This is a genomic window from Amycolatopsis kentuckyensis (genome assembly GCF_041679295.1).
Lineage (GTDB): Bacteria > Actinomycetota > Actinomycetes > Mycobacteriales > Pseudonocardiaceae > Amycolatopsis > Amycolatopsis kentuckyensis_A.
In genome coordinates, this window is the sequence record NZ_JBGDMD010000003.1 from 634,959 (window position 1) to 660,492 (window position 25,534).

23 protein-coding genes are annotated in these 25,534 nt (G+C 71.6%); 11 read left to right on the top strand and 12 right to left on the bottom strand.

What is annotated here, in order from left to right; translation table 11 throughout:
- The first annotated feature begins 473 nt into the window (after positions 1 to 473).
- Positions 474 to 812 carry a hypothetical protein gene (locus ACERZO_RS14545; RefSeq protein ID WP_372665157.1) on the top strand — a complete coding sequence of 113 codons (339 nt, stop codon included), beginning with the start codon at positions 474 to 476 and terminating at the stop codon, positions 810 to 812.
- A gap of 165 nt (positions 813 to 977) precedes the next feature.
- On the opposite strand, the gene ACERZO_RS14550 is transcribed toward ACERZO_RS14545, so the two are convergent.
- Genes ACERZO_RS14550 through ACERZO_RS14565 form a run of 4 tightly spaced genes read right to left on the bottom strand, consistent with a single transcriptional unit; the run spans position 978 to position 3,584 of the window.
- Positions 978 to 1,136 carry a DUF6760 family protein gene (locus tag ACERZO_RS14550; RefSeq protein WP_086682608.1) on the bottom strand — a complete coding sequence of 53 codons (159 nt, stop codon included), beginning with the start codon at positions 1,134 to 1,136 and terminating at the stop codon, positions 978 to 980.
- Positions 1,133 to 1,573, bottom strand: a complete 441-nt coding sequence (locus ACERZO_RS14555) for a hypothetical protein (protein ID WP_086682604.1) — start codon at positions 1,571 to 1,573, stop codon at positions 1,133 to 1,135. The genes ACERZO_RS14550 and ACERZO_RS14555 overlap by 4 nt, the downstream gene beginning before the upstream one ends.
- Positions 1,574 to 1,577: 4 nt before the next feature.
- Positions 1,578 to 2,021: a phage tail protein gene (locus tag ACERZO_RS14560; protein WP_091311556.1), complete on the bottom strand. Its 444-nt coding sequence runs from the start codon at positions 2,019 to 2,021 to the stop codon at positions 1,578 to 1,580.
- Between the two features lie 15 nt (positions 2,022 to 2,036).
- Positions 2,037 to 3,584 carry a phage tail sheath family protein gene (locus ACERZO_RS14565; protein ID WP_372665158.1) on the bottom strand — a complete coding sequence of 516 codons (1,548 nt, stop codon included), beginning with the start codon at positions 3,582 to 3,584 and terminating at the stop codon, positions 2,037 to 2,039.
- A gap of 190 nt (positions 3,585 to 3,774) precedes the next feature.
- On the opposite strand from ACERZO_RS14565, the gene ACERZO_RS14570 reads away from it, so the two are divergent.
- Together ACERZO_RS14570 and ACERZO_RS14575 are read left to right on the top strand one after the other, a co-directional pair.
- The gene (locus tag ACERZO_RS14570) at positions 3,775 to 7,266 is read left to right on the top strand and encodes a phage tail protein (RefSeq protein WP_372665159.1); all 3,492 of its coding nucleotides are present in this window, start codon (positions 3,775 to 3,777) and stop codon (positions 7,264 to 7,266) included.
- Positions 7,263 to 7,844 carry a hypothetical protein gene (locus ACERZO_RS14575; protein WP_372665160.1) on the top strand — a complete coding sequence of 194 codons (582 nt, stop codon included), beginning with the start codon at positions 7,263 to 7,265 and terminating at the stop codon, positions 7,842 to 7,844. The genes ACERZO_RS14570 and ACERZO_RS14575 overlap by 4 nt, the downstream gene beginning before the upstream one ends.
- 40 nt (positions 7,845 to 7,884) lie before the next feature.
- Here ACERZO_RS14575 and ACERZO_RS14580 read toward each other — a convergent pair whose 3' ends face one another.
- The 6 genes from ACERZO_RS14580 to ACERZO_RS14605 all read right to left on the bottom strand — a co-directional run bounded on the left by ACERZO_RS14580 (position 7,885) and on the right by ACERZO_RS14605 (position 14,154).
- Entirely contained in the window at positions 7,885 to 8,628 is a 744-nt protein-coding gene (locus tag ACERZO_RS14580; RefSeq protein WP_372665161.1) for an eCIS core domain-containing protein, read from the bottom strand.
- Between the two features lie 103 nt (positions 8,629 to 8,731).
- A complete protein-coding gene (locus ACERZO_RS14585) occupies positions 8,732 to 10,708 on the bottom strand; it encodes an ATP-binding protein (RefSeq protein ID WP_372665162.1) in 1,977 nt (658 codons plus the stop codon).
- A complete protein-coding gene (locus tag ACERZO_RS14590) occupies positions 10,705 to 11,361 on the bottom strand; it encodes a DUF4255 domain-containing protein (protein ID WP_372665163.1) in 657 nt (218 codons plus the stop codon). The genes ACERZO_RS14585 and ACERZO_RS14590 overlap by 4 nt, the downstream gene beginning before the upstream one ends.
- Positions 11,362 to 11,473: 112 nt before the next feature.
- Positions 11,474 to 12,169 carry a hypothetical protein gene (locus tag ACERZO_RS14595; protein WP_372665164.1) on the bottom strand — a complete coding sequence of 232 codons (696 nt, stop codon included), beginning with the start codon at positions 12,167 to 12,169 and terminating at the stop codon, positions 11,474 to 11,476.
- Positions 12,170 to 12,232: 63 nt separating this feature from the next.
- On the bottom strand, positions 12,233 to 12,724 hold the full coding sequence (locus ACERZO_RS14600) for a hypothetical protein (RefSeq protein ID WP_372665165.1): 492 nt from the start codon (positions 12,722 to 12,724) through the stop codon (positions 12,233 to 12,235).
- 14 nt (positions 12,725 to 12,738) lie between these two features.
- Complete coding sequence (locus ACERZO_RS14605; RefSeq protein WP_372665166.1) at positions 12,739 to 14,154, bottom strand: amidohydrolase family protein; 1,416 nt, start codon at positions 14,152 to 14,154, stop codon at positions 12,739 to 12,741.
- 131 nt (positions 14,155 to 14,285) lie between these two features.
- On the opposite strand from ACERZO_RS14605, the gene ACERZO_RS14610 reads away from it, so the two are divergent.
- The 5 genes from ACERZO_RS14610 to ACERZO_RS14630 all read left to right on the top strand — a co-directional run bounded on the left by ACERZO_RS14610 (position 14,286) and on the right by ACERZO_RS14630 (position 18,937).
- Entirely contained in the window at positions 14,286 to 15,095 is an 810-nt protein-coding gene (locus ACERZO_RS14610; RefSeq protein ID WP_372665167.1) for an IclR family transcriptional regulator domain-containing protein, read from the top strand.
- Between the two features lie 67 nt (positions 15,096 to 15,162).
- On the top strand, positions 15,163 to 16,323 hold the full coding sequence (locus tag ACERZO_RS14615) for a CaiB/BaiF CoA transferase family protein (RefSeq protein ID WP_372665168.1): 1,161 nt from the start codon (positions 15,163 to 15,165) through the stop codon (positions 16,321 to 16,323).
- Positions 16,316 to 17,107, top strand: coding sequence for a citryl-CoA lyase (locus tag ACERZO_RS14620; RefSeq protein WP_372665169.1), 792 nt, complete (start codon positions 16,316 to 16,318; stop codon positions 17,105 to 17,107). Before ACERZO_RS14615 ends, ACERZO_RS14620 begins: the two co-directional genes overlap by 8 nt.
- Positions 17,108 to 17,118: 11 nt before the next feature.
- On the top strand, positions 17,119 to 17,979 hold the full coding sequence (locus ACERZO_RS14625; protein ID WP_372665170.1) for a dioxygenase family protein: 861 nt from the start codon (positions 17,119 to 17,121) through the stop codon (positions 17,977 to 17,979).
- A gap of 4 nt (positions 17,980 to 17,983) precedes the next feature.
- Entirely contained in the window at positions 17,984 to 18,937 is a 954-nt protein-coding gene (locus ACERZO_RS14630; protein ID WP_372665171.1) for a quinone oxidoreductase family protein, read from the top strand.
- On the opposite strand, the gene ACERZO_RS14635 is transcribed toward ACERZO_RS14630, so the two are convergent.
- Positions 18,934 to 19,467: a carboxymuconolactone decarboxylase family protein gene (locus tag ACERZO_RS14635; protein WP_372665172.1), complete on the bottom strand. Its 534-nt coding sequence runs from the start codon at positions 19,465 to 19,467 to the stop codon at positions 18,934 to 18,936. The two genes, ACERZO_RS14630 and ACERZO_RS14635, sit on opposite strands and share 4 nt — an antisense overlap.
- A gap of 103 nt (positions 19,468 to 19,570) precedes the next feature.
- Entirely contained in the window at positions 19,571 to 21,286 is a 1,716-nt protein-coding gene (locus ACERZO_RS14640; RefSeq protein WP_372665173.1) for a glycosyl hydrolase family 18 protein, read from the bottom strand.
- 285 nt (positions 21,287 to 21,571) lie between these two features.
- On the opposite strand from ACERZO_RS14640, the gene ACERZO_RS14645 reads away from it, so the two are divergent.
- Genes ACERZO_RS14645 through ACERZO_RS14655 form a run of 3 tightly spaced genes read left to right on the top strand, consistent with a single transcriptional unit; the run spans position 21,572 to position 25,504 of the window.
- On the top strand, positions 21,572 to 24,154 hold the full coding sequence (locus ACERZO_RS14645; RefSeq protein ID WP_372665174.1) for an FtsX-like permease family protein: 2,583 nt from the start codon (positions 21,572 to 21,574) through the stop codon (positions 24,152 to 24,154).
- Entirely contained in the window at positions 24,147 to 24,839 is a 693-nt protein-coding gene (locus ACERZO_RS14650) for an ABC transporter ATP-binding protein (protein ID WP_372665175.1), read from the top strand. The genes ACERZO_RS14645 and ACERZO_RS14650 overlap by 8 nt, the downstream gene beginning before the upstream one ends.
- Positions 24,836 to 25,504 (top strand): ABC transporter ATP-binding protein, encoded by a 669-nt coding sequence (locus ACERZO_RS14655; RefSeq protein ID WP_372665176.1) that lies wholly within the window; start codon positions 24,836 to 24,838, stop codon positions 25,502 to 25,504. Before ACERZO_RS14650 ends, ACERZO_RS14655 begins: the two co-directional genes overlap by 4 nt.
- The last annotated feature ends 30 nt before the right edge of the window (positions 25,505 to 25,534 follow it).

The window sequence follows — 25,534 nt, forward strand, 5'->3', positions numbered from 1 at the left end:
TCGCAACGGACGATTCCTGCGCTGTTCGCACGGGGATCTCGCCGGAAAGCGGAGCCTCCCGCAGCGCTCGGCTGACCGGGAGCGGCGAGGCCGGCTCCTGCACCGCCCGGCTCAGGGGCGGCGGAGCGTCCGTCCGTGTCGGCAGGACCGGCGGCTCAACGGCTCGCGCCACCGGCAGAGGTGATTCCGGTGGCGGGGAAACGCTCGTCGAGCCGCCCGGTGGCCCGGGCGGCTCCGCCGTCCCGGATCGGATCTCCGGGGCTTCGAGCGGGCGGAACGTGTTGACCGGCGTTCGAGGGGACGTCACCTCCGGCGACGGGTCCGCAATCCGCGCCACCGTCGGCTCGGTGCCGTCCGGCACGATCGGCGCGCCGAGCCCGAGCCGTCGGGGCGCGGCCTGCTCGACCCGCGCCACGACCGGCAGCACCGGTTCGGGCGCGGGGACTTCCGGAGCGTCCACAGGGGACTGTTCCGTGATCGCCTGGACGGTCCGCACCGGCGGGACGACCGTCTGGGCCGACGTCAGCGGCCGGACCTCCTCGCGTGCCGCCACCGCCGGCAACACCAGCGACGGCACCGGCTCCTCCGGCACGGACTCCGGGACGAACACCGGCTCCGAAGGCGCCTCCGGGGAAACCTCGCGCTGCACCGACGCTCCCCACAGCCGGGACAGCCCGGTCCGCTTGCGGGTCGCCCGCTGCACCACCGGCATCGCGGGCGTCGGCGTCTCGAGCGTCCGCGGCCGGGCGAGGTCGCCGATGACGCCGGCCGGCTCGTCGGCGCCGACCCGGTGTCCGAGGGGCTCGAGGTAGGCCGGGCTCTGCCAGGACGTCAACGACCCGCTGAACCGCTGGACCGGGTTGACCAGCGGGTGCTCGTCCAGAACGCGCTGGATCGGCGGCACCCCGCGCCATTCCGCGCGGGTCACCGGCACCGACGCAGGACTCGTCTCCTTCCTGTTCCACCACATCGCAGCGTCACCGTCCCTGGCTCATCCGGGTGTTGATCCGGGCGATCTCGGCGACGTAGGTCAACCGGTCGGGGTGTTCGAGGTCGAGGATGTCGTCGAGCGACCAGTGCAGGTGGTAGGCGACGTACGCGACTTCCTCGTGCAGCCGGCCGGCCGCGTACGTCACGATTCCCCCAGGCGGCCACCGGCGACGTCGACGACGAAGCTGTGGCCGCACTCGGGGCACGCGACGCCCGCCCTGGTGTGGCCCTCGCTGTTGATCCGGCGGTACATGTCCTGCAGGAACGCCAGGTCCGAGGCGAACAGGTTCTCGATGACCCCGGCGTGCACGTCGGTGATGTCGCCGATCCGGGTGACGACCCGGGCCAGCAGCACCACCGTCAGGAACGCCGAGTTCTCGCGCACCCGGTCGTCGCGCAGCGGGACGAGTTCGTCCCGCGCGGTGGCCAGGCGCATCACCCCGGAGTGGTGGACCTTGCCCTCGTCGTCGACGTACCCGCGCGGGAGCTCGAACGCGAACTCCGTCCGCAGCTTCGGCCGTTCGGTGCGCGGTTCATCCGAAGCAACGGGAGCTTCCGGCGCCGACGCCATCACCCTGCGCATGGGCTCACTCGACTTCCATCTGCTCGTAGGTGATGACGAGCTTTTCGGTGAGGACGCTCGTGTCGCCGGCTTTCAGCGAGCCGATTTCCAGGCTCTTCGGCCACGCGTTGGTGAGCTTGTAGCGCTTGAGCGCGGTGCCCTCGTAGTCGTAGACGATGATGGCGCCGCCCTTGCGGGCCGTCGCCATCTTGCCGAAGTGGGCGTCCTTGACCCACTTCTCGAAGCTGTTGTCCTCGGTGAGGCCGCGGGTCAGCGTGACCTCGCCCGCCTTGGGGCGGCCGGGCAGCTTCTTGATGACGTACTTGCCGTCGACGGTGTTCTGCTTGAGCTCGATGACGTCCTGCTCCATCTTGAGGCCGGAGACCTCGGAGATCTGCTTGATCTGGACGCCGTCGATCTCGAGCCCGAAGGAGTGGCCGACCGCCTTGTCAAGGTCGGGAAGTGCCATGGTGGAGTCCCTTCACTACTCGTTGACGAGGCTGGTGCCGCCGGACATCTGGGCCAGCCGGAAGATCACGAACTCCGCCGGTTTCACCGGGGCGATGCCGACCTCGCAGATCACCTGGCCGAGGTCGATCCCCTCGGCCGGGTTGGTCTCGCGGTCGCACTTGACGAAGAAGGCCTCGTCCGGGGTGAGCCCGAACAACGCGCCCTTGCGCCACTCCATGACCAGGAACGCGCTGATCGTGCGCCGGATCCGCGCCCACAGCGCGTCGTCGTTCGGCTCGAACACGACCCACTGCGTGCCGCCGAGGATCGACTCCTCGAGGTAGTTGAACAGCCGCCGGACGTTGAGGTAGCGCCACGCCGGGTCGCTCGAGAGCGTCCGCGCGCCCCACACCCGGATCCCCTTGCCCGAGAACGACCGCACGCAGTTGACGCCGATCGGGTTGAGCAGCTCCTGCTCGGCCTTGGTCAGGTGCGTCTCGAGGGCGAGCGCGCCGCGGACGACCTCGTTGGCCGGTGCCTTGTGGACACCGCGGGTGGCGTCGGTGCGGGCCCAGACGCCGGCCATGTGGCCGCTGGGCGGGATGTACGTGTTGGTCCCGGTGGCGGGGTCGAGCACCTGGACCCAGGGGTAGTACAGCGCGGCGTACTTCGAGTCGTAGCCCGCCGCGTCCATCCGCCAGCTGCGGATCTCCTGCGGGTTGAGCGACGGCGGCGGGTCGATGATCGCCATCCGGTCACCCATCAGCTCGCAGTGGGCGATCATCGCCAGCTGCACGGCCTTGACGGTGTCGAGGTCCAGCAGCTCGCGCTGGTAGGCGGCCATCAGGTCGGGCGCCGCGACCATGGTGATCTCGTCGATCGCTTCGAGGCCGCCGAACCCCGTGCGGTCGGCGACGTCGCCGACGTAGTCGCCGGCCGCGACCCGGCGCGGCACCGGCGGCTCCTGCGGTTCCTTGGGCGGCGCGGTGAGCGTCGCGGTGCCCTTCTCGGGCTTGGCGACCGCGCCGCCGGCTTCTTCGACGGTGATGTAGCTGGACTTCTCCCGCACCGCCGTGACGACGTTCTCCTTGGTGCGCTTGGTCGTCACGTTGTGGGTTTCGACGACCTTGCCGTCCTGCTTGACGAGCACGGTGAACCGGTCGTCGGCGGGGTTGTCGCCGGTCGGGTCGGCCACCTCGACGGTGATCTCGCCGGTCTGCTTGCCCTCGGGCAGTTCCTTGGCGACGAAGCGGTAGCCGCCGAGCACGGCCTGGCGCGCGGTGAGCTGCTTCGGCGCGGAGCCGTTGTCCTGGGCGCGCGAGCCGCCGACGCGGACGATGTAGCAGTTGGTGCCGCCGTTGAGGAAGTAGCCGTAGACGGACTGGGCCAGGTAGCAGCCTTCGACGAAGTCCCCGAAGGTCTGGGTGAACTGGCCCCAGTTGGACACCAGGGTCGGGGTGTTGAAGGGACCGTCCGCCGCGAAGCCGACGAAGGCGGCAACGGCGGTGCCCACGCCCTCGATCGGCCGTGCGCCCGCCTCGATCTCCTCGACGTACACCCCCGGCGTGAGATAGGTGGGCATGCGGGCCTCCCTTGTCGACGCACAAGTCTTGACTCCAGCGATCGTGCTGCCCGCGCGCCCGCGGCGGTACGACCGCTCGGATAGGCCCGCGGGAACCGATCTCTGCCCTTAAAGGCAGCTGCCCGTTCGGGCACGCCAGGCCGCCCGTCCGGCCGTTGGCAACCCGCCGCCGCGGGCCGAGAGTGGACTCATGCCGACGCGGCGGGACAAGGCGCCACGGGAACCGTCCGCGCAGCCCGTGCGGGCGGCCGGGCCCGCGCGCCGGGCGACGCCGCCCGCGTTGCTGCGGCTGCAGGCTTCCGCGGGCAATGCCGCGGTGTCGGGGCTGGTCGCGTTGCAGCGGCAGGGCTGTCCCGCTCCCCCGGTCGCGCCCGCCGGGGTCACGCCCGCGGCCGACCCGAAGTTCCAGTCGTTGACGAAGGACGTCGGCGCGCAGGCGAAGTCGGCGAAGGCGCACCCGCCCGCCGGCGCGGAGGTAAAGAAGGCGCAGGACGCCGCGGTCGCACCCGCCGACGACAAGGACGCGCAGGCCAAGGCCGCCCAGGCGGACAAGATGGCGGCGGCGAAACCGGCCGGGTTCGACAAGGCGGCGTTCATCGCCGCGGTGAACGCCGCCATCGCCAAGCAGGCGCCGAAGAACCTCGACGAAGCCGAAAAGTTCGCCTCCTCCGGCAAGGCCGACCAGGTCAAGGCCGAGGTGCTGGGCAAGGTCACCAGCGGCAAGGACGCCTCGGCCAAGGACGTCACCGACCGGACGAAGGAGGCGCCCGACCCCAGCCGCGCGGTCGAAAAGCCGGTCACCCCGCTGCCGCCGGCCCCGGCCCCGCCCGCGCTGGCGCCGCCGGACCCGCGCAAGGCCACCCCGGACAAGGCCCCGCCCGAGCAGACCGACCTGCGTGCCGACCAGTGCGAGACGCACGGGGCGATGGCCGCGGCGGGCGTCACCGACGAGCAGCTGGCGCAGTCCAACGAGCCGGAGTTCACCGGCGCGCTGGCGGCGAAGCAGGAGGGCGAGCAGCACACGGCGTCGGCACCGGCGGCGGTCCGCTCGTCGGAGGCCGGGCAGCTGGCGGCGGTCACCGGCGCGGCGCAGGCGTCCGGACAGGCCGCCGTGGCGGGCATGACGGGCGCCCGGTCGTCGTCGGCCCAGCGCGGGCAGGCGGCCAAGTCGGCCACGAAGACGAAGGACGAGCAGGACCGGGCGCGGATCACCGGCGAGATCAAGGCGATCTTCGACGAAACGAAGACGAAGGTCGAGGGCGTGCTGGGTGCGCTCGACGACCAGGTGGCCAAGAAGTTCGAGGCGGGCGAGGCGCAGGCCAAGGCCGCGTTCACCGCCGACCACCAGGCCCGCATGAAGCGCTACAAGAACGAGCGCTACGACGGGATCACCGGCGCGGCGCGCTGGGCGTACGACCTGTTCGCCGACCTGCCCGCCGAAGCGAACAACCTGTTCCTCGAGGCCAAGAAGGTCTACGAGGTCAAGATGCAGGGGGTCATCGGCGAGATCGCGGACTTCGTCGGCCAGAAGCTGGGCGAGGCGAAGCAACTGATCGCCGACGGCCGCTCTCGCGTCAAGCAGAAGGTGGAGTCGCAGTCGCCGGCGTTGCGCAAGATCGCGGGTGAGGCGGCGAAGGAGTTCGGCGGGCAGTTCGACGACCTGGAGAAGTCGGTCGACGAGAAGCAGCAGGCGCTGGTCGAGGACCTGGCCCAGAAGTACACCGAGGCACGCAACGCCGTCGACGAGGAGATCAAGGCGCTGCAGGCGGAGAACAAGGGCCTGTGGAGCAAGGCGAAGGAGGCGGTCGGCGGCGCGATCGAGACGATCCTTTCGCTGAAGAACATGCTGCTCGGGGTGCTGTCCCGCGCCGCGAACGCGGTCGAGCTGATCATCCGGAAGCCGATCGAGTTCCTGGGCAACCTGGTCAACGCGGTGAAGACCGGGGTGATGAACTTCGGGGCGAACATCGTCCAGCACCTCAAGGACGGCCTGAAGGGGTGGCTGCTGGGCAACCTGGCGAGCGCGGGCATCGAGATCCCGGAGGCGCTGGACGCGAAGGGCATCTTGAAGATGGTCCTGTCGATCCTGGGCCTGACCTGGGCGAGCGTCCGGGCGCGGATCCTGCGGTTCATCCCGGAGCCGGTGCTGGCCAAGCTGGAGCAGACCCTGGACGTGGTCAAGATCCTCATCACCGAAGGCGTGCCGGGGCTGTGGCGGTGGGTGGTCGAAAAGCTGGGCGATCTGAAGGAGCTGGTGCTCGGCCAGATCAAGGAATTCGTGATCGAGAAGATCGTCAAGGCGGGGATCACGTGGATCATTTCCCTGCTCAACCCCGCGGCGGCGTTCATCAAGGCCTGCAAGGCGATCTACGACATCGTGATGTTCTTCGTGGAGAAGGCAGCGCAGATCAAGGAGTTCGTGGACTCGGTTCTGGACTCGGTGGAGTCGATCGCCCGAGGTGGCGCGGGTGCGGTGGCCGGGTTGATCGAGCGGACGCTGGCCAAGGCGTTGCCGATGGTTTTGGGGTTCTTGGCGAGCTTGCTCGGGCTGGGTGGGATTTCGGAGAAGATCAAGTCGGTTTTGGAGAAGGTCCAGGCCCCGGTGGGCAAGGTGATCGACTCCGTGGTGGGGACCGTCGTCAAGGCGGGGAAGAAGGTCTGGTCGAAGCTCAAGGGAGTTGGGCGAAAGGCCAAGGACAAGGTCGCATCGCTGTTCGCGCCGGTGAAGAAGATCATCGGGATGAAAGGCGCCTCCCACGAGCTCACCGCGGCACCGGGACCGCCGTTCCAACTCACGATGGCGTCGAACAACCCGGGCCGCATGGTCAGCCGTATCGACTTCGCCGCCGCGCAGCTCCGGCGCCGCGCACCGCAGGCCATCGAACAACTCGGCGAGCTGGCGAAACTGCGCGAATACGCGATTCTCGTCGAGAAGACCGGTGCGCGGGCCGAACGCGGTGACAACAACGCCGCCAAACGACTTGAAACACAACTGGCGCAACTCGGCGCCATGGTGGTCGAGTATGCTACCCGGTTCAACGCGCACGACCTGGATGAACTCAACCCGGCCGACGATGTGGAGATGACCCTCCGCCTGGCGAACGCCGCAGCCGACAAGAAGCGCTTGGGTTCTGTCGACCTTGCGCTCATCCGGATGCAAATCGAACGGCACCTCGGTCCGGCGTGGCGCACGTTCGTCGGCACACTCGGACCTAACATCTGGACACTCAGTCGCGAGTCGCTGCTCGCCGTCTACGGCCGGGAGGAGGGAACGCGTCTCATCAACCACCGTGACAGGCCATTGGAAGGCAATGGGCTCTACGATGGCCGACGCAACCAGATGTTCGTCAAGATGGGACGGTCGATCAATGAAGTGGCGTCGAGCATCATCCACGAAGGCACGCACTCGCTGCAGGAACAGTTCGGCGGCAATTTGGCCAGGTTCGAAAAGGAGTTCCAGGCCTTCAGCGTGCAACGAAACTTCCTCCTGCGGTTGAGCCCGGCTGCCCGGGAAAGGGTGGCCAGGGACAAAAACTACGGGAAGCTGCTGGACGCAGACACGGACGAGAAGATGCGCCAACTCGTAGAGGGCAAATACGGCTACGAGGTGAAGGGTCTGCTGGATCAACGCGCAAACGTCCAGTTGGTCAAGCGACTCGTCAAACGGGAGTTCGGGGAATGAGCACCGTGGAACACGCGCGCCGCCTCGTCGGCGAGCACCTGCTGTTGCCGGATGACGAAATCGTGAACGTTCGTGAAGACGTGGACGATCTGGTGGTCGAGAGCCACCGCTGGCGTTGGCGGGTCAGCCTCGCGACGATTTCGCCGTCGGGCTGGCAGATCTATGATGTCGAGCTCGATGTGTTCACTGATCCGTCGATGACGCCGTACGGCTTCGCAATCGAAGATGGCGGCCGTGTGCTGCGGCTGGACGACCGTGCGGAATTGGCCGAGTTCTGGCGTCTCACCGGCCCGTCGCTGACGCGACGAGACATCGCGACACTGTTGATCCGCTACCACGGAGGCTTGGCGCACTTGCTGGACGACGTTGCCGCCCTCGGCCGTGTCGTGGGTACGGAGGTCGCGGCGGGCATCAATGGCCTCGTCGCACCGGTCTCCGAAACCGACGGAGCGTTGGCGTTCTGCACGTGGCAGGTCGACGCCGACGGCACGGTCGCCGTCCACCGGTGGGAGGTCCGCATGCCGGACTGGGATAGGAGCACGCTGGCCAATCACCTGACATGGCTGGCGAGCGACTGATGTTCGTGCGCCAATGGCGACGAGCCAACTGCTCGGGGAACTAAGAGGCCTCTTCTTCGGTCTCTTCCTCACGCTGCACGTACGTCTGCGCCATCTTCTCCTCGGCGCCTTCTTCGGCTTCAGGAGCTTCCTCGCGCTGCACAGCCGCCGGCTCGTCCGAAGCAGCGTGCCCGCCGTCCTCGCAACGCTGGACCGCCGGTGCCGGCGCAGGCGCGGACATCAGCCGGTCCGCGTTCGCCACCGCCTCGCGCTCGAACCGGTCCGAGGGATCCGAAACCTTGACCCCGCCCCCGGCATCGGTCCCCTCCACGGGCCCACTGCGCTGCTGAACCACATGCGTCAGCTCATGCGCCAGCATGTGCTGCCCACCGGCCGAAGACGGGTCGTACTTGTCCCGCTGGAACACGATGTTCGACCCCACCGTGTAAGCCTGCGCGTTCACCGACTTGGCCGACTCGTGCGCCGCCCCGTCGGTGTGAACCCGGACGTCGGAAAAGTCCGCGCCGAACCGGGACTCCATGTCCGCCCGCGTCGAGGAGTCCAAAGGCGAACCGCCACCCGACGAGACGACGTCGTGGACCGGCGACCGCTCCTCCTCCATCAGCGAAGCAGTCCCCGCGTTGCCCACCGCGCGCTGCAAGTCCAGCATCCCCGCCGGACCCAGGACGTCCGATCGGCCGGCCGCCGCCGCTCGGCCGAGCGTGCTCAGCGAGTCCTGCGATACCCGGTCGCCCCGTGGCCGGAGACTCGGTTCGACGTCGTTCTCGTGACTGTGCCCGCGCATGGCCGCTCCCTCCGCCGCCCGTTCAGCTTGCCGCGACGACGACCGCCGCACCAGATTGGCGGGCGCGGCCGCTTGGGCAGCGAAACCTGCCCGAACGGGCAGCTCAGCCCTCCGTCACCAGCGCCAGGTACGGCCCGAACTCGCGGTCCAGGCACAGCCGGCCCAGCTTGCGGTACTCCCGCGCCACCGCGCCGACGAGGTCGCTCATCGCCACCGGGCGGCCCGCCTCGGCCGCCAGGTACGCGCCCGTCACCGCCGCCGAACGGATGTGGCCGCCCGCCAGCTCGAACGCTCCCGCCAGGAACCCCAGGTCCAGGTCCGACGCGCGTGGCAGCCGGGTGCCCAGGCAGCGGTCCCACAGGCGGTGGCGCAGCTCGACGTCGGGCAGCGGGAAGTCCACGATCACGTCGAGCCGCCGGGTGAACGCCTCGTCGAGGTTGGCCCGCAGGTTCGTCGCCAGCACCGCGATGCCGTCGAACGTCTCCATCCGCTGCAGCAGGTACGCGCTTTCGATGTTGGCGTACCGGTCGTGGGCGTCGCGGACCTCCGACCGCTTGCCGAAGATCGCGTCCGCCTCGTCGAACAGCAGCACCGCGTTGACCCCGGACGCCTCGGTGAAGATCCGCTCGAGGTTCTTCTCCGTCTCGCCGACGTACTTGTCCACCACCGTCGCCAGGTTCACCGTGTACAGGTCCAGCCCCAGCGACGCGGCCACGACCTCGGCGGACATCGTCTTGCCGGTCCCCGAGTCACCCGCGAACAGCCCCGTCACGCCCCGGCCGCGCCCGCCACCCGGCCGCATCCGCCACTCGTCGAGCACCTGGTCGCGGTAGCGCGCCCGCGCGGCCAGCTCGTCCAGCAGCGACAGCACCCCCGCCGGGAGCACCAGGTCGGCCCAGCCGACCGCCGGTTCGATCCGCCGCGCGAGCCGCTGCAGGCCGGCCGCGTTCTGGCTGCGTGCGCCCGCGCGCAGGTGCGCCGTCCGGACCAGGCCGCCGTCGGCCAGCGCGGTCACCGACGCCGCCTTCGCCGCGCGCGCGATCTGCCCCGGCCCCAGCACGAAGTGCGCGGTGGCCTCCCCCGGGTCGACGTCCGGGGCGAGCCGGCCCTCGAGGCGGCTGCGCCACAGTTCCGCGCGCCGGGCGGCGGGCAGGGGTGAGGCGTCGAGCTGCAGCGGCGCGGTCGCGCTCCACCGCGGGTCCCACGCCCCGGTGCCGTGCACGACCAGCGGGACCGCCGGGTGGGCCAGGTCCTCCAGCCGCGGGTCCTCCACCGGGCCGAGCACGATCCCGGCGCCGCGCAGCAACGCTTCCCGCCGCAGCGACGGGGTCAGCTCGAGCTCGGCCTGCCAGCGCGCCGCGTCCACCACCAGCGCCGGGAACCCGGCCGCGGCCAGCGCGCCGACGCCGAGCTCTTCGGCGCCGCCCCCGGGGTGCTCCTTGAGGTAGACCAGCTCGACCCGGTCGCGGATCGCGCGGGCGAGCCGGTCGGAGCCCGGCACTTCGACGAGCTCGGTGCCCAGGTGCGCGAAACCGGCGAGCTCGGGCGCGAGCCGGTCGTCGCCGAGCAGGTGGTTCACCACCCGGTCCGGGACGCGCAGCGTGCGCGAGAGGAACGGCCGGTCGTCGTCGCCCACGACGAGCAGGCCGCAGGTGAGCAGCGGGGAGTCCGCGTCGAGCCGGGCGCGGCCGGCGGCCGACGCCTCGGGGATCCCGCACAGCCGCAGCGCCAGCCCCGCGGTCGCGCGGCGCCGCGTGACGTCGTCGTTGAGGTAGCCGTAGAACTGCTCGAACCGGCTGTCCAGGTCCGGCGCCAGCGCGACCAGCAGCAGTTCGACGTCGACGCCGGTGAGGCCCGCGCGGTCGGCGAGCGGGCGCAGCCTGCCCTCGGGCACGGAGTCGGCGAACGGCGTGAACGGCTCCCGGTGGCTCTCCAGCAGCGCGTCGATCGCCTCGTGCGACAGGTACAGGCCGCGGAAGGGGTCGTCGGGGTTCGGGTCGGCCGCGCGCCGGCTGTCGACCGCGTCGCGAATGCGCTGCTCGAGCCCGGCCACCCGCTCGAACAGGTACCCCTGGCTCACCGGGACTTCCGGTGGTCCCGCGCCATGGCGACCCGGCGCTGCCCGTCGACCGCGCCGGCGTCGGACACGTGGTGCCCGACGCGGTCGCCGCCGGTGTCGAGCTTGAGGCCTTCCTTCGCCGGCGGCCCGGCGGGGTAGACGCGTCCACTGTGGATCGGCGCCGACACGACGACGTCCAGCGACGGCTTGAGCTCACCGCCGAGCGCGGTCCAGACGTCGGCGAACGCGCGGTCCTCCGGCGGCGGCAGCGCGACGGTCATCGGCACCGGCAGTCCCATCTCGGCCAGCGAACCGGAGAGCACCTCGGGCGGCACGGCCTCGTGGCGCAGCAGGCCGAGCAGCAGGTCCGACAGCACGCGGTGCTCGTCCTCCGGGCGCTGGGTCCACGCGGTGACCAGGTAGGACAGCTTGACGTGCTTGGGCGGCAGGTGCCGCGCGGCGATCTGGCCGCGCTGGTCGTACTCGCTGAGCAGCCCGCGCGAGCGGCGGCGCATGTCCTCGCGCACGTCGTAGAGGTAGATGTTGACCGTGGGTGCGTTGCGCCGGGCCGCCCAGTCCTTCGTGGGCGCCTCGAAGGCGATGTCGACCTCGCTGCCGCGCAGCGCCTCGTCCTTCACCAGCCGCCGCAGCGCCTCGTCGACCTCGTGGATCACCGGCGGACCTCCTCGAGCTGGCGGTTCTTCCACCATGAGCGCTGGGCCGCGGGCCGGACAGCCGCGCAGCGGCAGACCTTCGGGTACGCCGGGCTGCCCGTACGGGCAGGGCTCACCGGACGGGCAGGTGGGCGGCGACGTCGGCGAGCGCGTCGAGGGTGTCGCCGCCGACGTGGCCGGTCGCGGTGTCGGCTTCGGCGACGACCATGGCGTGACCGTCGGGCCGGGGCGCGTAGTGCAACCCGGTCATCCGCACGCCGGCGACGCCGAGGACGGCCGCGATCTCCAGCGGCCGCACGTCTCCGCTGCCTTGGACGGCTTCGACCTTCTCGAACGCGGCGGCCTGCTTGGCGGACGGGAAGCCGACCCGCACGACCGAGATGACCGCGGCGTTGCCGTGGCCGTCGCCGACCGCGAGCAGCATCCGGTCCAGCGACGTGCACGGCGTCGTGACCAGGAAGTCGCGGACCCGGTCGGTCGCGGCGGCGAGGCAGTCGCCCTCGTGCCGGGCGACGCGCTTGAGCTCCTTGAGCTTCAGCCGGCTCCAGGCCTCGTCGGCCTTGCCGCGCTTGGCCGACTCGCGCGCCTCCGCCCGGCGGGTCTTCAGCGAGCGCCCGGGCAGGGAGTCGGCGACGTCGCCGGCGGCGTTGCCCGGCAACGCTTCCGCCGCCCCACCCCCGCCGGCCGCGCCACCGAACGCGCCGGCCCCGCCGCCGGCGACCGCCAGCCCGACCGCCGCGGCGACCACGACGCCCGTCCCCTTGCCGGGGATGTAGATCTTCTTGCCGTCCTTGGTGATCCACCCCATGGGGTCATCATCGAGGCGATCTCCGCGGTCGGGGCGCGGTGGCCGGGAACTGACCGGCGTTTGTCACGTCCGGAGCAGCTCCAGGACCGCGGCGGACTTCGGGGCGTCCAGGAATCGCAGGCCCATGAAGTTGTCGCCGGCGGTGAACCCGGGCAGGGCCCAGATCTCTTCGTAGGGCAGGCCGACGCGCCGGTAGTGGCGGAGGCTGTAGACGTTGCTGAACAAGCACTTCCCGGGGTCCGGGTTCCACAGGCGTCGCGCGAAGGCGGGGTTGCGGAAGCCGTGCCCGACTTCAGCGGTGGCCTGGACGTGCTTGCGGCCGGTGAACAGCACGACGTCGCCGGTGGTGACGGTGTCCATCCGGCGGTCGTACTTGTCCTTGGCGCCCCAGAACCGGGCCCGGCCGTTCGGGTGCAGCGTCTTCAGGCGGGCGAGGTCCGCGGGGTCGAGCAGGTCGGCGTGGGTGCGGAAATCGACGGTCTGCTCGAGGGTCTCCGACCCGTAGCGGCGCGAGTCGGCGGTGCCGTAGGCGGGCTGGACGAAGACCTGGACCACGGCCCCACGGTAGTTCAGCCGCCGTGGGTGGCGTCGCTCTGGTAGTCGGTATACGTGTACGGGTTGTCCAAGATCTTCGTCTCCGGGACGTCCGGGTTCATCCCCTTCGCCCACGCCTCCTCCCCCAGCTGCCCGCGCAGGTACTCCACCGTCGCCTCCACCCGCTGCCGGACCGCGGGGAGGTCCACGTCGACCAGCCGGCCGTCGCGTTTGACGACGCGGCCGTTCACCAGCACCGTGTGGACGTCGCCGCGCTGGGCCTGGAACGCCACATGGCCGTACGGGTTCAGCAGCGGGAACGACACCGGTGAGTGGTCGTTCTTCAGCAACACCACGTCGGCCTTCTTGCCCAGCTCGAGCGAGCCGATGTCCGTGCGTCCCAGCGCGGCCGCGCCGCCGCGGGTCGCCCACTCGACCACCTGCTCCGCCCGCAACGCCGCGTGCGTCACCGTTTCGCCCTTCGCGTGCGCCTCGAGGTGCTCGCGGGAGCGGTCCGCGCCCAGCGTCGTGCGCATCGCCGTGAACAGGTCGCCGCTCCACCACACCGACGTGTCCATCGACAGCGACACCGGGATCCCGTACTGCCGCAACGCCCACGTGGACGGGTAGCCCTGGCCCGCGCTCTGCTCGCTTTCGGTCGACACCGACGCCGATCCGCCGGTCGCCGCGATCCGGTGGTACGAGTCCGCCGACAGGGACGCGCTGTGCACGTAGATCGTCTCGGGGGTCATGAACCCGTGGTCGTGCATCAGGCGGATGCCGTCGTCGCCGGTCGCGCCCCAGACCCCGGCGTGCGTGGTCACCGGCACGCCCAGCTCGCGCGCCACCTCGAACGCCGGCTTCTCCGGGAACGCCGGGTCGCCGGTGACGTCGAACGCGAGCTGGAAGCCCAGGTCACCGCCGGTGCGACGGGAGACGAAGTCGCGGAACCCGGGCGTGGCCGTCCAGTTCGCCGGGGCGTCCTGGATGTTGCCGTAGGCCAGCACGAACCGGCCCGGGACGGCTTCGAGCGCGTCGGCCGCCGCGTCGGCGTGCTGGGTCGTCTGCAGGCCGTGCGACCAGTCGACGGTCGTCGTGACGCCCGCTTCGAGTGCTTCCCACGCGCCGAGCAGGTTGCCCGCGTAGATGTCCTCGGGGCGGAACACCTTGCCCCATTCGAGGTAGTACCAGACGAAGTACTGGGTCAGCGTCCAGTCGGCGCCGTAGCCGCGCATGGCCGTCTGCCACAGGTGCCGGTGGGTGTCGATCATCCCCGGCAGGACGATCCCGCCGGTCGCGTCGATCTCGGTCGTGCCCGCGGGGACTTCCAGGGCGGGGCCGATCGCGGCGATCTCGTCGCCGGTGACCAGGACGTCCGCGCCGGGCAGGACGCGGCGGGCGTCGTCGAGGGTCAGCACCGTACCGCCCCGCAGGACGATCGATCCGGACATGGCTGCCTCCGGTTGCGTACACTCGTCCGCTCTACGGACACTGAAGGGGTGACGTCACCTTTGCCCAGCGCCGGGCCGGTGTCAATCCCCGCCGCTACGCTGCGGGCAGGACTGGGAGAGGGAGGTCGTGCATGCCACGCGAGGGAACGGGTCCCGACTTCATCGAAGCGCTGGCGCGCGGGCTCGAGGTGATCACGGCGTTCGGGCCGCACCGGCCGGAGATGACGCTGGCCGAGGTGGCCACCGCCGCCGGCCTGGCTCGCCCGACCGCGCGCCGGATCCTGCTCACCCTGGAGGAGCTCGGGTACGTCCGCGCCGGCGGGCGCGGCTACGCGCTGACCCCGCGCGTGCTCGACCTCGGCGTCGCCTACGTGCGGTCGATGGGCCTGTGGGACGTCGCCCGGCCGCACCTGGAACGCCTGGTCGAGCGCACGAACGAGTCGTGCTCGATCGCCCAGCTCGACGGCTCCGACATCGTCTACGTCGCCCGGGTCGCGGTGCCGAAGATCGTCGCGCTGGCCGTCCAGATCGGCACCCGCTTCCCCGCCTTGCCGACGTCGCTGGGCAAGGTCCAGCTCGCCGCGCTGCCGCCGGACGAGCTGGAGGCGGTGCTGGCCCAGCCGACCCGCTCCGGGCTCGTCCCGCGCTGGCAGCCGGACCGCGCCGAGCGCGACGCCGAACTGCGCGAGGTCCGCGCCCGCGGCTGGGCGCTGACCGACGAGCAGCTGGCACTCGGCATCCGGTCGGTGGCCGCGCCGCTGCGCGACGGCGCCGGGCGGGTGATCGCCGGGGTCAACGTCAACTGCCACGCCGCGGAGACGCCGGTGGAGCGGCTGCTGGAGCACCACCTGCCGCTGCTGCTGCAGACCGCCGGGGAGATCAGCGCCGACTTCGCGCGGCTGGACGACGTCCCGCACGTCACCGTGCCCGCGGTGTCTTGACCGCGGAGGCCTACGGCGGCAAACTGCGGACAAGCGTCCGTTGGACGGACAGGAAGTGAGGAACCGGGTGGACACCAGCGCTGCCGGCCCGCTGACCGGGCTGCTGGTCGCGGACTTCTCCCGGGTGCTCGCCGGCCCCTACGCCACGATGCTGCTGGCGGACATGGGCGCCGAAGTCGTCAAAGTCGAAGGCCCGCAGGGCGACGAGACGCGCACGTGGATGCCGCCGGTGCGCGGCGACGTCTCGACCTACTACCTCGGCGTGAACCGCGGGAAGCGGTCGATCGCCCTCGACCTGCGCGAGGAAGCCGACGCCGCCGTCGCCCGCGAACTGGCGGCGCGGGCGGACGTGGTGATCGAGAACTTCAAGCCCGGCGGCCTGGCCAAGTACGGCCTGGACTACGACACCGTCAGGACGGCCAACCCCGGCAGCGTCTACGCCTCCATCAGCGGGTTCGGCTCGGGCGACGGCCGGCACGTGCCCGGCTACGACCTGATGGTGCAGGCGATCTCGGGCCTGATGAGCCTGACCGGCGACCCGGACGGCCCGCCGTACCGGGCCGGGATCTCGGTGTTCGACGTGATGGCGGGCAACCACGCGGTGATCGGCGTCCTCGCCGCGCTGCGCCACCGCGACGCGACCGGCGAAGGCCAGCACGTCGAGGTGAACCTGCTGTCCTCGGCGCTGACGGGGCTGGTCAACCACAGCTCGGCCTACGCCGCCGGCGGCGTGGTGCCCTACCGGATGGGCAACGCCCACCCGAGCGTCTTCCCCTACGAGCCGCTGCCGACCGCCGACGCCGACCTGATCGTCGCCGCGGCCAACGACGGCCAGTTCCGCCGGCTGTGCGAAGTCCTCGGCCTGCCCGACGTGCCGGACGACCCGCGGTTCGCCCGCAACGCCGACCGCACGAAGAACCGCGAGGAGCTGCGGCCGATCCTGGTTGAACGGCTCAAGGAACGCACCGCCGTGGAGTGGTTCGACGCGCTGACGAAGGTCGGTGTCCCGTGTGGACCGATCAACACCATCGACGGCGGGTTCGCGATGGCCGAACGCTTCGGCCTCGACCCGATCGTCGAGGTCGGCGACGGCGAACGAGCCGTGCCGACGACGCGCCATCCGATCCGGTTCTCCGCGACCCCGGCCGCCTACCGGCTGCCTCCGCCGGAGCTCGACGAACACGGCGCCGAGCTGCGCGCCTGGCTGACGGAGACCCCGCATGACTGACCGCGTCTACGAGACCGCACTCGGATCGTCCACAAAGGACAAGATCACGCTGCTCGGCCAGGACCTCGCCGAGGACGTCATGGGCAAGGTCGGGTTCGGCGAGCTGGCGTTTTGGCTGGCGACGCAGCGGCGTCCGTCCACCGGGGAGACCCGGGTCTTCGAAGCGGTGCTGGCCGCGTTGGCCGACCACGGCTTCACGCCGACGGCGATCGTCACGCGGCTGACTTACCTGTCCGCTCCCGATTCCGTGCAGGGCGCGCTGGCCGCCGGGTTGCTCGGCGGCGGTTCGCGATTCCTCGGCGTCACCGAGGACTGCGGCCGGTTCCTGCACGACGTCCTCGCCGCCGCCGAAACCCCGGCGGACGACGCCGGCTGGGACGCGCTGGCTTTGAAGACCGTCGAGAAGTGCCGCGCCGAAAAGAAGTTCATCCCCGGGCTCGGGCACCACGTCCACAAGGACGGCGACCCGCGCACCCGCCGGCTGTTCGAGATCGCCGGCGAGGAAGGCCTGCGCGGCCCGCACCTGGAACTGTTCGCCGCCATCGGCCGCGTCCACCCGCGGGTGCTCGGGAAGACGTTGCCGCTCAACGGCGCCGGCGTCTGCGGCGCCGCGCTGGCCGACCTCGGGCTGCCGCTGGAACTGCTGCGCGGGTTCGCGCTGCTCGCCCGGACCGCCGGGCTCGTCGGGCAGCTGGCCGAGGAGCTGCGCCACCCGGTCGCCAACGACGTCTTCCTGTCGGTCGACCTGAACAACCGGCCGGTCCCGCCGGACCCGCAACGCTGAGAGGAACGCCGATGCAGCTCGTCACCGAGGACAACATCACCGAGCTCGCCGCGCAGCGGTGGTCGAGCGCGCACGACCCGCGCACGGCGCAGGTCATGGCCGCCCTCGTCCGGCACCTGCACGCCTTCGCCCGCGAGGTCCGGCTGACCGAACCCGAGTGGATGGCCGCGATGCGGTGGCTGACCGAGACCGGGCAGATCAGCGACGACAAGCGCGAGGAGTTCATCCTGGCCTCCGACGTGCTCGGCCTGAGCATGCTGGTGGTGCAGATGAACCACGCCTTCGACGCCAAGGCGACCCCGGCCACCGTGCTCGGCCCGTTCCACATCGACGGCTCGCCGGAAAAGGACTTCGGCGGCGACATGTCCGACGGCCTGCCCGGCACCCCGCTCTACATCACCGGCACCGTCCGCGGCCTCGACGGCTCCCCCGTCGGCGGCGCGATCCTCGACGTCTGGCAGGCCGACGAAGAAGGCGCCTACGAGTCGCAGATCCCCGGCATCGACGAGGCCCGGCTGCGCGCCAAGTACGCCACCCGCCCCGACGGGACCTACTGCCTGCGCACGATCGCGCCGAAGGGCTACTCGATCCCGATGGACGGCCCGGTCGGGGCGATCATCGGCGGCACCGACATCAGCCACTTCCGGCCCGCCCACGTGCACTTCCTGATCAACGCCGCCGGCTACGAGCCGCTGATCACCCACCTGTTCCAGGAGGGCGCCGAGTACCTCGACAGCGACGTCGTGTTCGGCACCAAGCAGGAACTGGTCGTGGCGTTCGAACCCCGCGACCCGGGCGCCACACCCGACGGCGGCGAGTCGGCCGAGCCGTGGCTCGAAGCCCGGTACGACTTCGTCCTGCAGCCCGTCTGACGCCGTGCGCGCGGCGGAGATCCGGGCGGCGGGCGCGCCCCCGGTGGTGACCGACCGGACGGCACCCGAACCGGGGCCGGGCGAGGTCGCGGTGAGCGTCACCGCCGCGCCGGTCAGCCCGCTCGATCTGCTGTGCGCGTCCGGCACGTCCTACTTCGGGCTGCCGGAGCTGCCGTACGTGCCGGGGGTGCAGGGGGTCGGGGTGCTCACGCGGCCGACGCCGACCGAGCCGGCCGGGACGCCGGTCTGGTTCGCCACGACCGCCGGGATGCGGCCCGGGGACGGCAGCATGGCCGAGCACGTCGTCGTCGCGCCCGCCGACCTGGTGGTCCTGCCGCCGGGGGCCGACCACGCGCTCGTCGCGGCCCTCGGACTGTCGGCGGTGGCGGCGTGGATGTGCTTGACCTGGAAGGGAAACCTCGTTCCCGGTGAGACCGTGCTGGTGCTCGGCGCCGGCGGGGTCGTCGGCCAGTCGGCCGTGCAGCTGGCCCGCGTGGCCGGGGCCGGGCACGTCGTGGCGTGCGCGCGCTCGGACGCCGCGCTGGAACGAGCCCGGCGGCTCGGCGCGGACAGCGTGGTGCGGCTGACGGACGGCGACGACGTCGATTCGCTGGCGCGGCGGCTCGGGGACGTCCCGGTCGACCTGGTCATCGACCCGGTGTCCGGGATCCCGGCCGCGGCGGCGCTGCGCACCCTGCGCCCGGGCGGGCGGCTGGTGAACCTCGGCAGCGCGGCCGACGACGAGTGCCCGGTGTCCTCGGCGGTGCTGCGCAGCCGGTCGCTGCACATCCACGGCTACACCAACAACGAGCTCGACACCGACCGGCGCCGCGAAGCGCTGCTGACGGTGGTGGGGCACGCGATCGCGGGCGACCTCACCGTCGACCACGAGCGCGTCCCGCTCGCCGAAGCCGGTGCCGCGTGGACGCGCCCGGGCCGGATCGTGCTGGTGCCCTAGCGGCCGTAACCTTCGGCGGCCAGGACCTTCCCCATCACCTCGTAGGCCGCGGGGTCCTCCGGCGCGACCGTGGCCAGGCCGTCGACGTAGCGGTTGTACATGCAGAACGCCGCCGCGATCAGCACGGTGTCGTGCAGCTCGACGTCGGTCGCCCCTTCGGCGCGGGCCGCCGCGATCAGCTCGTCGGTGACGGCTCGGCCGGTTTCCCGGGCCGCGAGCGCGATCCGCAGCAGCGCCTTGAGCTTGTCCGACACGGGTGCGTCGTCGATGCCGGCGCACGCCGCGTCGACCACCGCGCGGCCGCCGTCGAGGGTTTCGGCCGCCGCGGCGGCGTGGCTGCCGTGGCAGAAGCGGCACTCGTTGCCGTTGGAGACCACCGCCGCGATCAGCTCGCGCTCGCCGACCGTCAGCGGGCTGGGCCCGCGCAGGAGGGTCTGGGCCAGGTGGTTCAGCGGCACCGCGGTCTCCGGGCGGTAGGCCATCAGCGACCGGATCCCGGGCAGCTGCGGGTCGAGCGGGATGTGCGGCATCGAGGGTCCTCCTCGCGAGGCGAAAGATCGTCCCCGTGAGTCTTTCGGCCAGGGGCGGCCCGGCCAACTTCCGCGTTGCGCAACCGGGCCGCCGCCGAAAGGCTCAGCCGAGGGTGAAGTCGTCGGCGTAGAGGGCACTTTGGCCGTACCAGCCGTGGACGTACACCGTCACCGCGCCGGACGCGCCGGTCGTGAACGGCACCGACAGCTGCGTCCAGCCGCTGCTCGAGGTCCACGTGCTGGCGGTCGCGCCGCCCCGGACCCCGACGTAGGCGTAGCTGCCCTGCACCCACGCTTTGAGCGTGTAGGCGTGGTTCGGGGCCAGCGTGACGTTCTGCGCCGCTTCACCGGTGGCCGAGGCCGTCGGGACCACCTGCAGCGCGTGGGTCCCCGAGTGGGCCGGGGACGCGACGACCGCGTCGCCGGTGGCGCTCCACGGGCTCAGCGCGCCGGTCTCGAACCCGCCGTTCACCACGCCGCCCGCGGGTGGGGTGCCCTTCACCGTGAGGGTGAACGTGGTGCTGTGGCTCGCCGACGGCGAGGTGCCGGTGACCGTCAGCGGGTAGACCCCCGGGACCGCCGCCGAGGTGGTGCTCACCGACAGCGTCGCGCTGCCGCCCGCGGTCACCGAGCCCGGGCTGACCGACGCCGTGACGCCGGCCGGCGCGCCGGTGACCGACAGCGTCACCTGCTGGGCCGAGCCGGACGTGACGGCGGTGCCGACCGTCGCGGTGGCCGAACCGCCGGGGTCGACCGCGGCGGACGCCGGGTTCGCGGTCAGGGAGAAGTCGTTGCCGGGCACGGTGGTGCCGCCGGTGAACGGTTCGAAGGCGTGGCTGAAGAACCACGTCTCCTGGGCGATGCCGGAGCAGTTGTCCGCGGCCGCGCCGCCGGGGCAGCTGCCGTTGTCGCGCTGCAGCGCCCAGAACGACAGCTCGTTGATGCCCTTGGAGACCGCCCAGTTGTAGACGGTGGCGGCGTCGGCGGTGGTGAACGTCTCGGCCGGGCCGAAGTCGTCGACGCCGATCATCTCGGTGATCCCAACCATCCCCCACAGCTGCGCCTGCGTCTTGCCCGGGTACAGCGCGCCGAGCTGGGAGACGAGCCCGGCGGCCGCGGTCTGGGTGTCGGTGGCCATCTGGTGGGCGGCGTTGTCGTAGTAGTCGAACGTCATCAGGTTCACGACGTCGACGCGGGTGCCGTTGGCGACGGCGTTGCGCAGCACCGCCAGGCCGCTGTCGGCGAGGCCGCGGGTGGTGGTGGGCAGGGTGTAGGAGATCTGCAGCGACCGCCCCGAAGCCGCGGCCCAGTCCTGGACCTTCTTGATGGCCTTGTTGCGGCGGTCGATCCCGGCGGAGTTGGTCAGCGAGTTGTCCTCGATGTCCATGTCGAGGCGGGGGACGTCGTAGGTGGTGATCACCGACTCGTAGGCGGCGGCGATCGAGTCCACATTCGTGCAGCTGTCGGCTATTTCGGTGCCGGTGTTGTCGGCGGTGTAGCCGCCGAAGGACGGGATGACGTCGCCGCCGCGGGAGCGGATCGTGGCGATGTCGGAGCCGAAGACGCCGTTCGAGATGGGCATCCCGGTGTCGCCGTTCCAGTACACGGTGCAGGAACCCTTGGTGGCGGCCTGGATGAACGCCATCGTGAGGTGCTTGGCGCCGGACTGCTGCGCGAGCGCCGCGGGGCTTTCGCCGGTCCAGGCTTCGAAGTAGGGCGCGAAGACGTGCGCGGGCAGCGGCGTGGCGGCTTGCGCGGTTCCGGCGGCGGCGACCAGCGAGCCAGCCGATATCGCCGTCACGGCAAGGAAAACGGACATTCGGGAGAAAGGTCTGCGTCGACGCATCTGCGCTCCAGTGCCGGCGGGAGCCGTGCCGCGGCGTAACACGGCGAGAACGTCTTCAGGATTGGATCAGACCAATATCGGCGTCAAGGTCTAGACCACTAAACAGGCCGGATGGCCGCAGGGGTTGCTCGCTGCGCTTTTCGCGGCAGATGACCGCCAGTGAGCAACGATCGGACACAAAAAGGTGCCAACTCCTGCGATCTGACGGTAGCGTGCGCGTCCATGCGGGTGATTTGGGGGAAGATTGGACAGCGCAGAGTGACCAAGCCGTGGCGTGCGGCCCCCAAAGCCGCCCTCTCGAGCCCGCTCACCCTGATCGTGGCGGCGGTGACCGCGCTGCTCGCCTGCTTCCTCGGCACCGCGGCGGTCCTGCAGGCCTCCGCCGCCGGCGGCGCGACCGTCGCCTACCAGACCGGGATCACCTGCCCCGACAGCTACGGCCCGGTCTTCGGCAAGGGCAACATCCCCGTCGAGGACATCCCGGCCCTGACGAGCGCCGTCCAGCGCCACGCCCCCGCGCACGGCTTCGGCGCCCCGGTCGTCGGCGAATACACGAACGTGCTGCCCGGCACGCAGTTCAACGGCGACCCGCACTACAAGGTCCGCCTCGCCTACCGCGACCAGGCCGGCCTCGACAACCTCACGCTGCAGCAAGGCACCCGCGCGCCCGGCCTCTGGCTCGGCAACGTCGTCGCCGACGCCGAACACATCGGCGTCGGCGCGAAACCCAGCATCCAGGGCATCGCGCTGCCCCCGGTCACCGGCATCTACCGCGACCTGCTCGACCCGCCGCCGCGGTGGTGGTGCTCGCAGCAGTCCGGCGCCGTCGTCGACCGGCTCGCCAACGACCCCATCGACTCGATCGTCTTCGCCACCGACCGCAAGACCTTCGACACCGCGGTCGCCGCGATCGGCCTGCCGAAGGTGCAGTACTTCCACATCTCCTTCTACGAACCGCCCCCGGCCACCCTCAGCGCGGCCGAAGACCTGCTGCAGCGCTCCCGCGACCTCGTCGCCGACGTCCGCGCCGACCTCACCGCCCAGGGCCTCGGCACCCTCGTCGCCGCCGACGTCCCCACGTTCGAACGCTCGGTCCAGATCGCCCGGCAGGCCCAAGCCAACGTGTTCGTGTCGATCCTGCCGCTCGCGCTGATCAGCGTCCTGGTCGGCTGCGCCGGCCTCGGCACCGTCGCCCTGCAGTGGTACCAGCGCCGGCACGCCCAGCTGCGGCTGCTCTCGGCGCGCGGCAGCGGACCCGGCGCCCTCGGCGGCCTCGCCGTCGCCGAACTCGGCCTGCCGATCCTCTTCGGCGGGGTGCTCGGCGCGGTCGCCGCCCGCCTGCTGCTCGGCGTCTACGGCCCACCCGGCGCGCCCGACCCCGAGGCCGAGCTGCGGGCGGGCCTCGTCGCGGCCGGGGTGCTGGTCGTGTCGCTGGTGCTACTGGCCCTGGTCGTCGCCGTGCGCGCGCACCGGGAGTTCGAACTGGGCCGCGTCCGCCGCGGCGGCAACCGGATGCGGCTGCTGGCCTACTTCCCCTGGGAGCTCGCCACAGCGGGCATGGCGTGGCTCGGCTGGACCCGCCTCGCCCACTACAGCACCGGCTCACACCTCGGAAATCCATTACCCCAGGTCGACCCGCTCGCCCTGACCTACCCGGTGTTCGTCGTGCTGACCGTCGGGCTGCTGACCGCACGGCTGGCGTGGCTGGCCCTGCACGCCTCCCACCGTGCCCGCTTCTGGTCGCGCCCGGCACTGCAGCTGGCCATCCGCCGCCTCGCCGGCGCCCGCGCCCCGGTCACCGGCGTGCTCGTCATCGGCACCCTCGCCATCGGCACGCTGGCCACCGGCATCGGCATCGCGAACGGCCAGGAAGACGCGCTCGACACGAAGTCGGCGATCTTCGTCGGCAGCACCGCCCGCCTCGACACCGACAGCCCGATCGGCATGGGCACCGTCGCCATGCCGCCGTCACTGGCCGGGACCAGCACCGTGGTCGGGGAACTGACCGGCACCGGCAGCGTCGTGCTCGTCGTCGACCCCGAAACCTTCACCCGCGGCGCCGCCACCGCCGACGTCCCCACCGACGACCTCGCCGGCCTCCTGCGCCAGATCGCGCAACCGGACCCGCGCGGCACGCCGGTCCTGCGCATCGGCCACACCGCCAAGCAGACCGCGCAGCTGCCGAACGGCCTGCGCGACGCCGTCACCGTCGCCGACCTGCCGGTGTTCCCCATGATCGGCACCTCCCCCGGCTACGTCGTCTCCCGCACCGCCCTCGACCACGGCCAGCTCGACCGCGTCCCCAAGTGGAGCGTCCTGACCACCGCGCCGCTGGCCGACGCCACCGCCGCCCTGCGCGCCGCCGGCGTGTTCATCCCCAACCGGATCAGCCGCGAAACCGCGCTCGACGGCCTGCCCTTCTTCGTCGTGTCCTGGACGTTCTCCTTCGTCGCGCTGCTCGGCGCCGTCCTCGGGGTCGTGGCCATCCTCGCCCTGCTGGTCGCCGTCGAAGTCCGGCGTCGGCAGAACGCCCTCGCCGGCGCGCTCGTCCTGCGGATGGGCATGCGCCCCCGCACCCTGCTCGCCAGCCACCTCATGGAACTCGGCGCGCTGAGCGGCCTCGCGATCGTCGTCGGCGTGGTCTGCGGCGTCTCCGTCGCCGGGCTGTCGGTGCCGCGGTTCGACCCGGCGACGTTCCTCGCACCCCGCTCGGAACTACCCGACCCGCTGCCCTTCGTCCTCACCGTGCTGCTCGTCGGCGTCCTCGTCGTGGGCCTCGCCGGCTGGATCGCGGTGCGCTCGGTGCGCACCGCCCGGACCGCGGAGCTGATCCGTGCCTGACAAACCGATCTTCACCCTGCGCGGCATCGGCGTCGACTACCCCACCCCGGCCGGCACCGTCACCGGCGTCGACGACGTCAGCTTCGACGTCCCCGCCCGCGGCATGACCGTCTTCGCCGGCCCCTCCGGCTCCGGCAAGTCCACGCTGCTGCGCGTGCTGGGCCTGTTCGAACAACCCGCCCGCGGCACCCTCACCTTCCAAGGCGCCGACGTCCACCGGCTCAAGCACCGCGAACGGCGCGCCCTGCGCCGCCACCACCTCGGACTGGTGTTCCAGAACCCCGCCGACAACCTGCTCGGCTACCTTTCGGTGGCCGACAACCTGCGCGCCGCCGCCGAAGCCGCCGGCACCGAATGCAACCCCGACGACATCCTCGGCCAGCTCGGGCTACACGGCACCGGCGACTGGAAGATCTCCGCGCTCTCGGGCGGCCAGCAGCAACGGCTGGCGTTCGGCTGCGTGCTCGCCGCCCGCTCGACCGTCATCCTCGCCGACGAACCCACCTCCCAGCTCGACGAAGCCTCCGCCGACCTGGTGCTCGACACCCTGCAATACCTGGTGGACCAGGACTTCGCGGTCCTGGTCGCCTCCCACGACGACCGCCTGATCGACCTCGGCGCCCGCGTCGCCCGGCTGCACAAGGGCACACTCGAACGCGTCGAAGAACGGGAGCCGCACCGATGACCATCGTGGAAGCCGTCGGCCTGCGCCGCAGCTTCGCCCACCCCAGCGGCGACATCGACGTCCTGCGCGGGCTCGAACTGCGGGTCGGCGCCGGCGAGCTCGTCACCGTCTCGGGCCGCTCCGGCTCCGGCAAGAGCGCGCTGCTGGCCCTGCTGTGCGGGTTCGACTCCCCCGACTCCGGCTGCGTCCTGCTCGACGGCGTCCCGATCAGCGGCGCCCCGCCGTGGCACACCTGCGCCGTCCTGCCGCAGGCCCTCGGCCTCGCCAACGAGCTCACCATCGCCGAAAACGTCGCCCTGCCGCTGCGGCTGCGCTCCGACGTCCCCCGCCCGTCCCGCGACGCGATCCACGACCGCGTCACCGGGCTGCTCGACGAGCTGGGCATCGGCGACCTCGGCGACCGCTACCCCCTCGAAGTCTCCTTCGGGCAGCAGCAACGCGTCGCCCTCGCCCGCGCCGTCGCCGGCCGCCCGCGCGTCCTGCTCACCGACGAACCGACCGCCCACCTCGACGCCGGCAGCACCCCCCGGGTCCTGCGGCTGCTGCGCCGCTGCGCCGAAGAAGGCGCCGCGGTCATCGTCGCGACCCACGACGACGAAGTCCACCGCATCGCCGACCGCCGCGTCCGCCTCCTCGACGGCGTCCTCACCGCCCTGCTCGACTGACCGCCCCAACCGATCAGGAATCGAGAAGCG

Excerpts from the sequence above, each read along its gene's own strand:
- ACERZO_RS14625 (WP_372665170.1), top strand. The coding sequence starts at position 17,119 with ATGCAGCTCGTCACCGAGGACAACATCACCGAGCTCGCCGCGCAGCGG.
- ACERZO_RS14580 (WP_372665161.1), bottom strand. The coding sequence starts at position 8,628 with ATGCGCGGGCACAGTCACGAGAACGACGTCGAACCGAGTCTCCGGCCA.
- ACERZO_RS14595 (WP_372665164.1), bottom strand. The coding sequence starts at position 12,169 with ATGGGGTGGATCACCAAGGACGGCAAGAAGATCTACATCCCCGGCAAG.
- ACERZO_RS14655 (WP_372665176.1), top strand. The coding sequence starts at position 24,836 with ATGACCATCGTGGAAGCCGTCGGCCTGCGCCGCAGCTTCGCCCACCCC.
- ACERZO_RS14565 (WP_372665158.1), bottom strand. The coding sequence starts at position 3,584 with ATGCCCACCTATCTCACGCCGGGGGTGTACGTCGAGGAGATCGAGGCG.
- ACERZO_RS14560 (WP_091311556.1), bottom strand. The coding sequence starts at position 2,021 with ATGGCACTTCCCGACCTTGACAAGGCGGTCGGCCACTCCTTCGGGCTC.
- ACERZO_RS14640 (WP_372665173.1), bottom strand. The coding sequence starts at position 21,286 with ATGTCCGTTTTCCTTGCCGTGACGGCGATATCGGCTGGCTCGCTGGTC.
- ACERZO_RS14635 (WP_372665172.1), bottom strand. The coding sequence starts at position 19,467 with ATGCCGCACATCCCGCTCGACCCGCAGCTGCCCGGGATCCGGTCGCTG.
- ACERZO_RS14570 (WP_372665159.1), top strand. The coding sequence starts at position 3,775 with ATGCCGACGCGGCGGGACAAGGCGCCACGGGAACCGTCCGCGCAGCCC.
- ACERZO_RS14620 (WP_372665169.1), top strand. The coding sequence starts at position 16,316 with ATGACTGACCGCGTCTACGAGACCGCACTCGGATCGTCCACAAAGGAC.
- ACERZO_RS14610 (WP_372665167.1), top strand. The coding sequence starts at position 14,286 with ATGCCACGCGAGGGAACGGGTCCCGACTTCATCGAAGCGCTGGCGCGC.
- ACERZO_RS14555 (WP_086682604.1), bottom strand. The coding sequence starts at position 1,573 with ATGCGCAGGGTGATGGCGTCGGCGCCGGAAGCTCCCGTTGCTTCGGAT.
- ACERZO_RS14575 (WP_372665160.1), top strand. The coding sequence starts at position 7,263 with ATGAGCACCGTGGAACACGCGCGCCGCCTCGTCGGCGAGCACCTGCTG.
- ACERZO_RS14605 (WP_372665166.1), bottom strand. The coding sequence starts at position 14,154 with ATGTCCGGATCGATCGTCCTGCGGGGCGGTACGGTGCTGACCCTCGAC.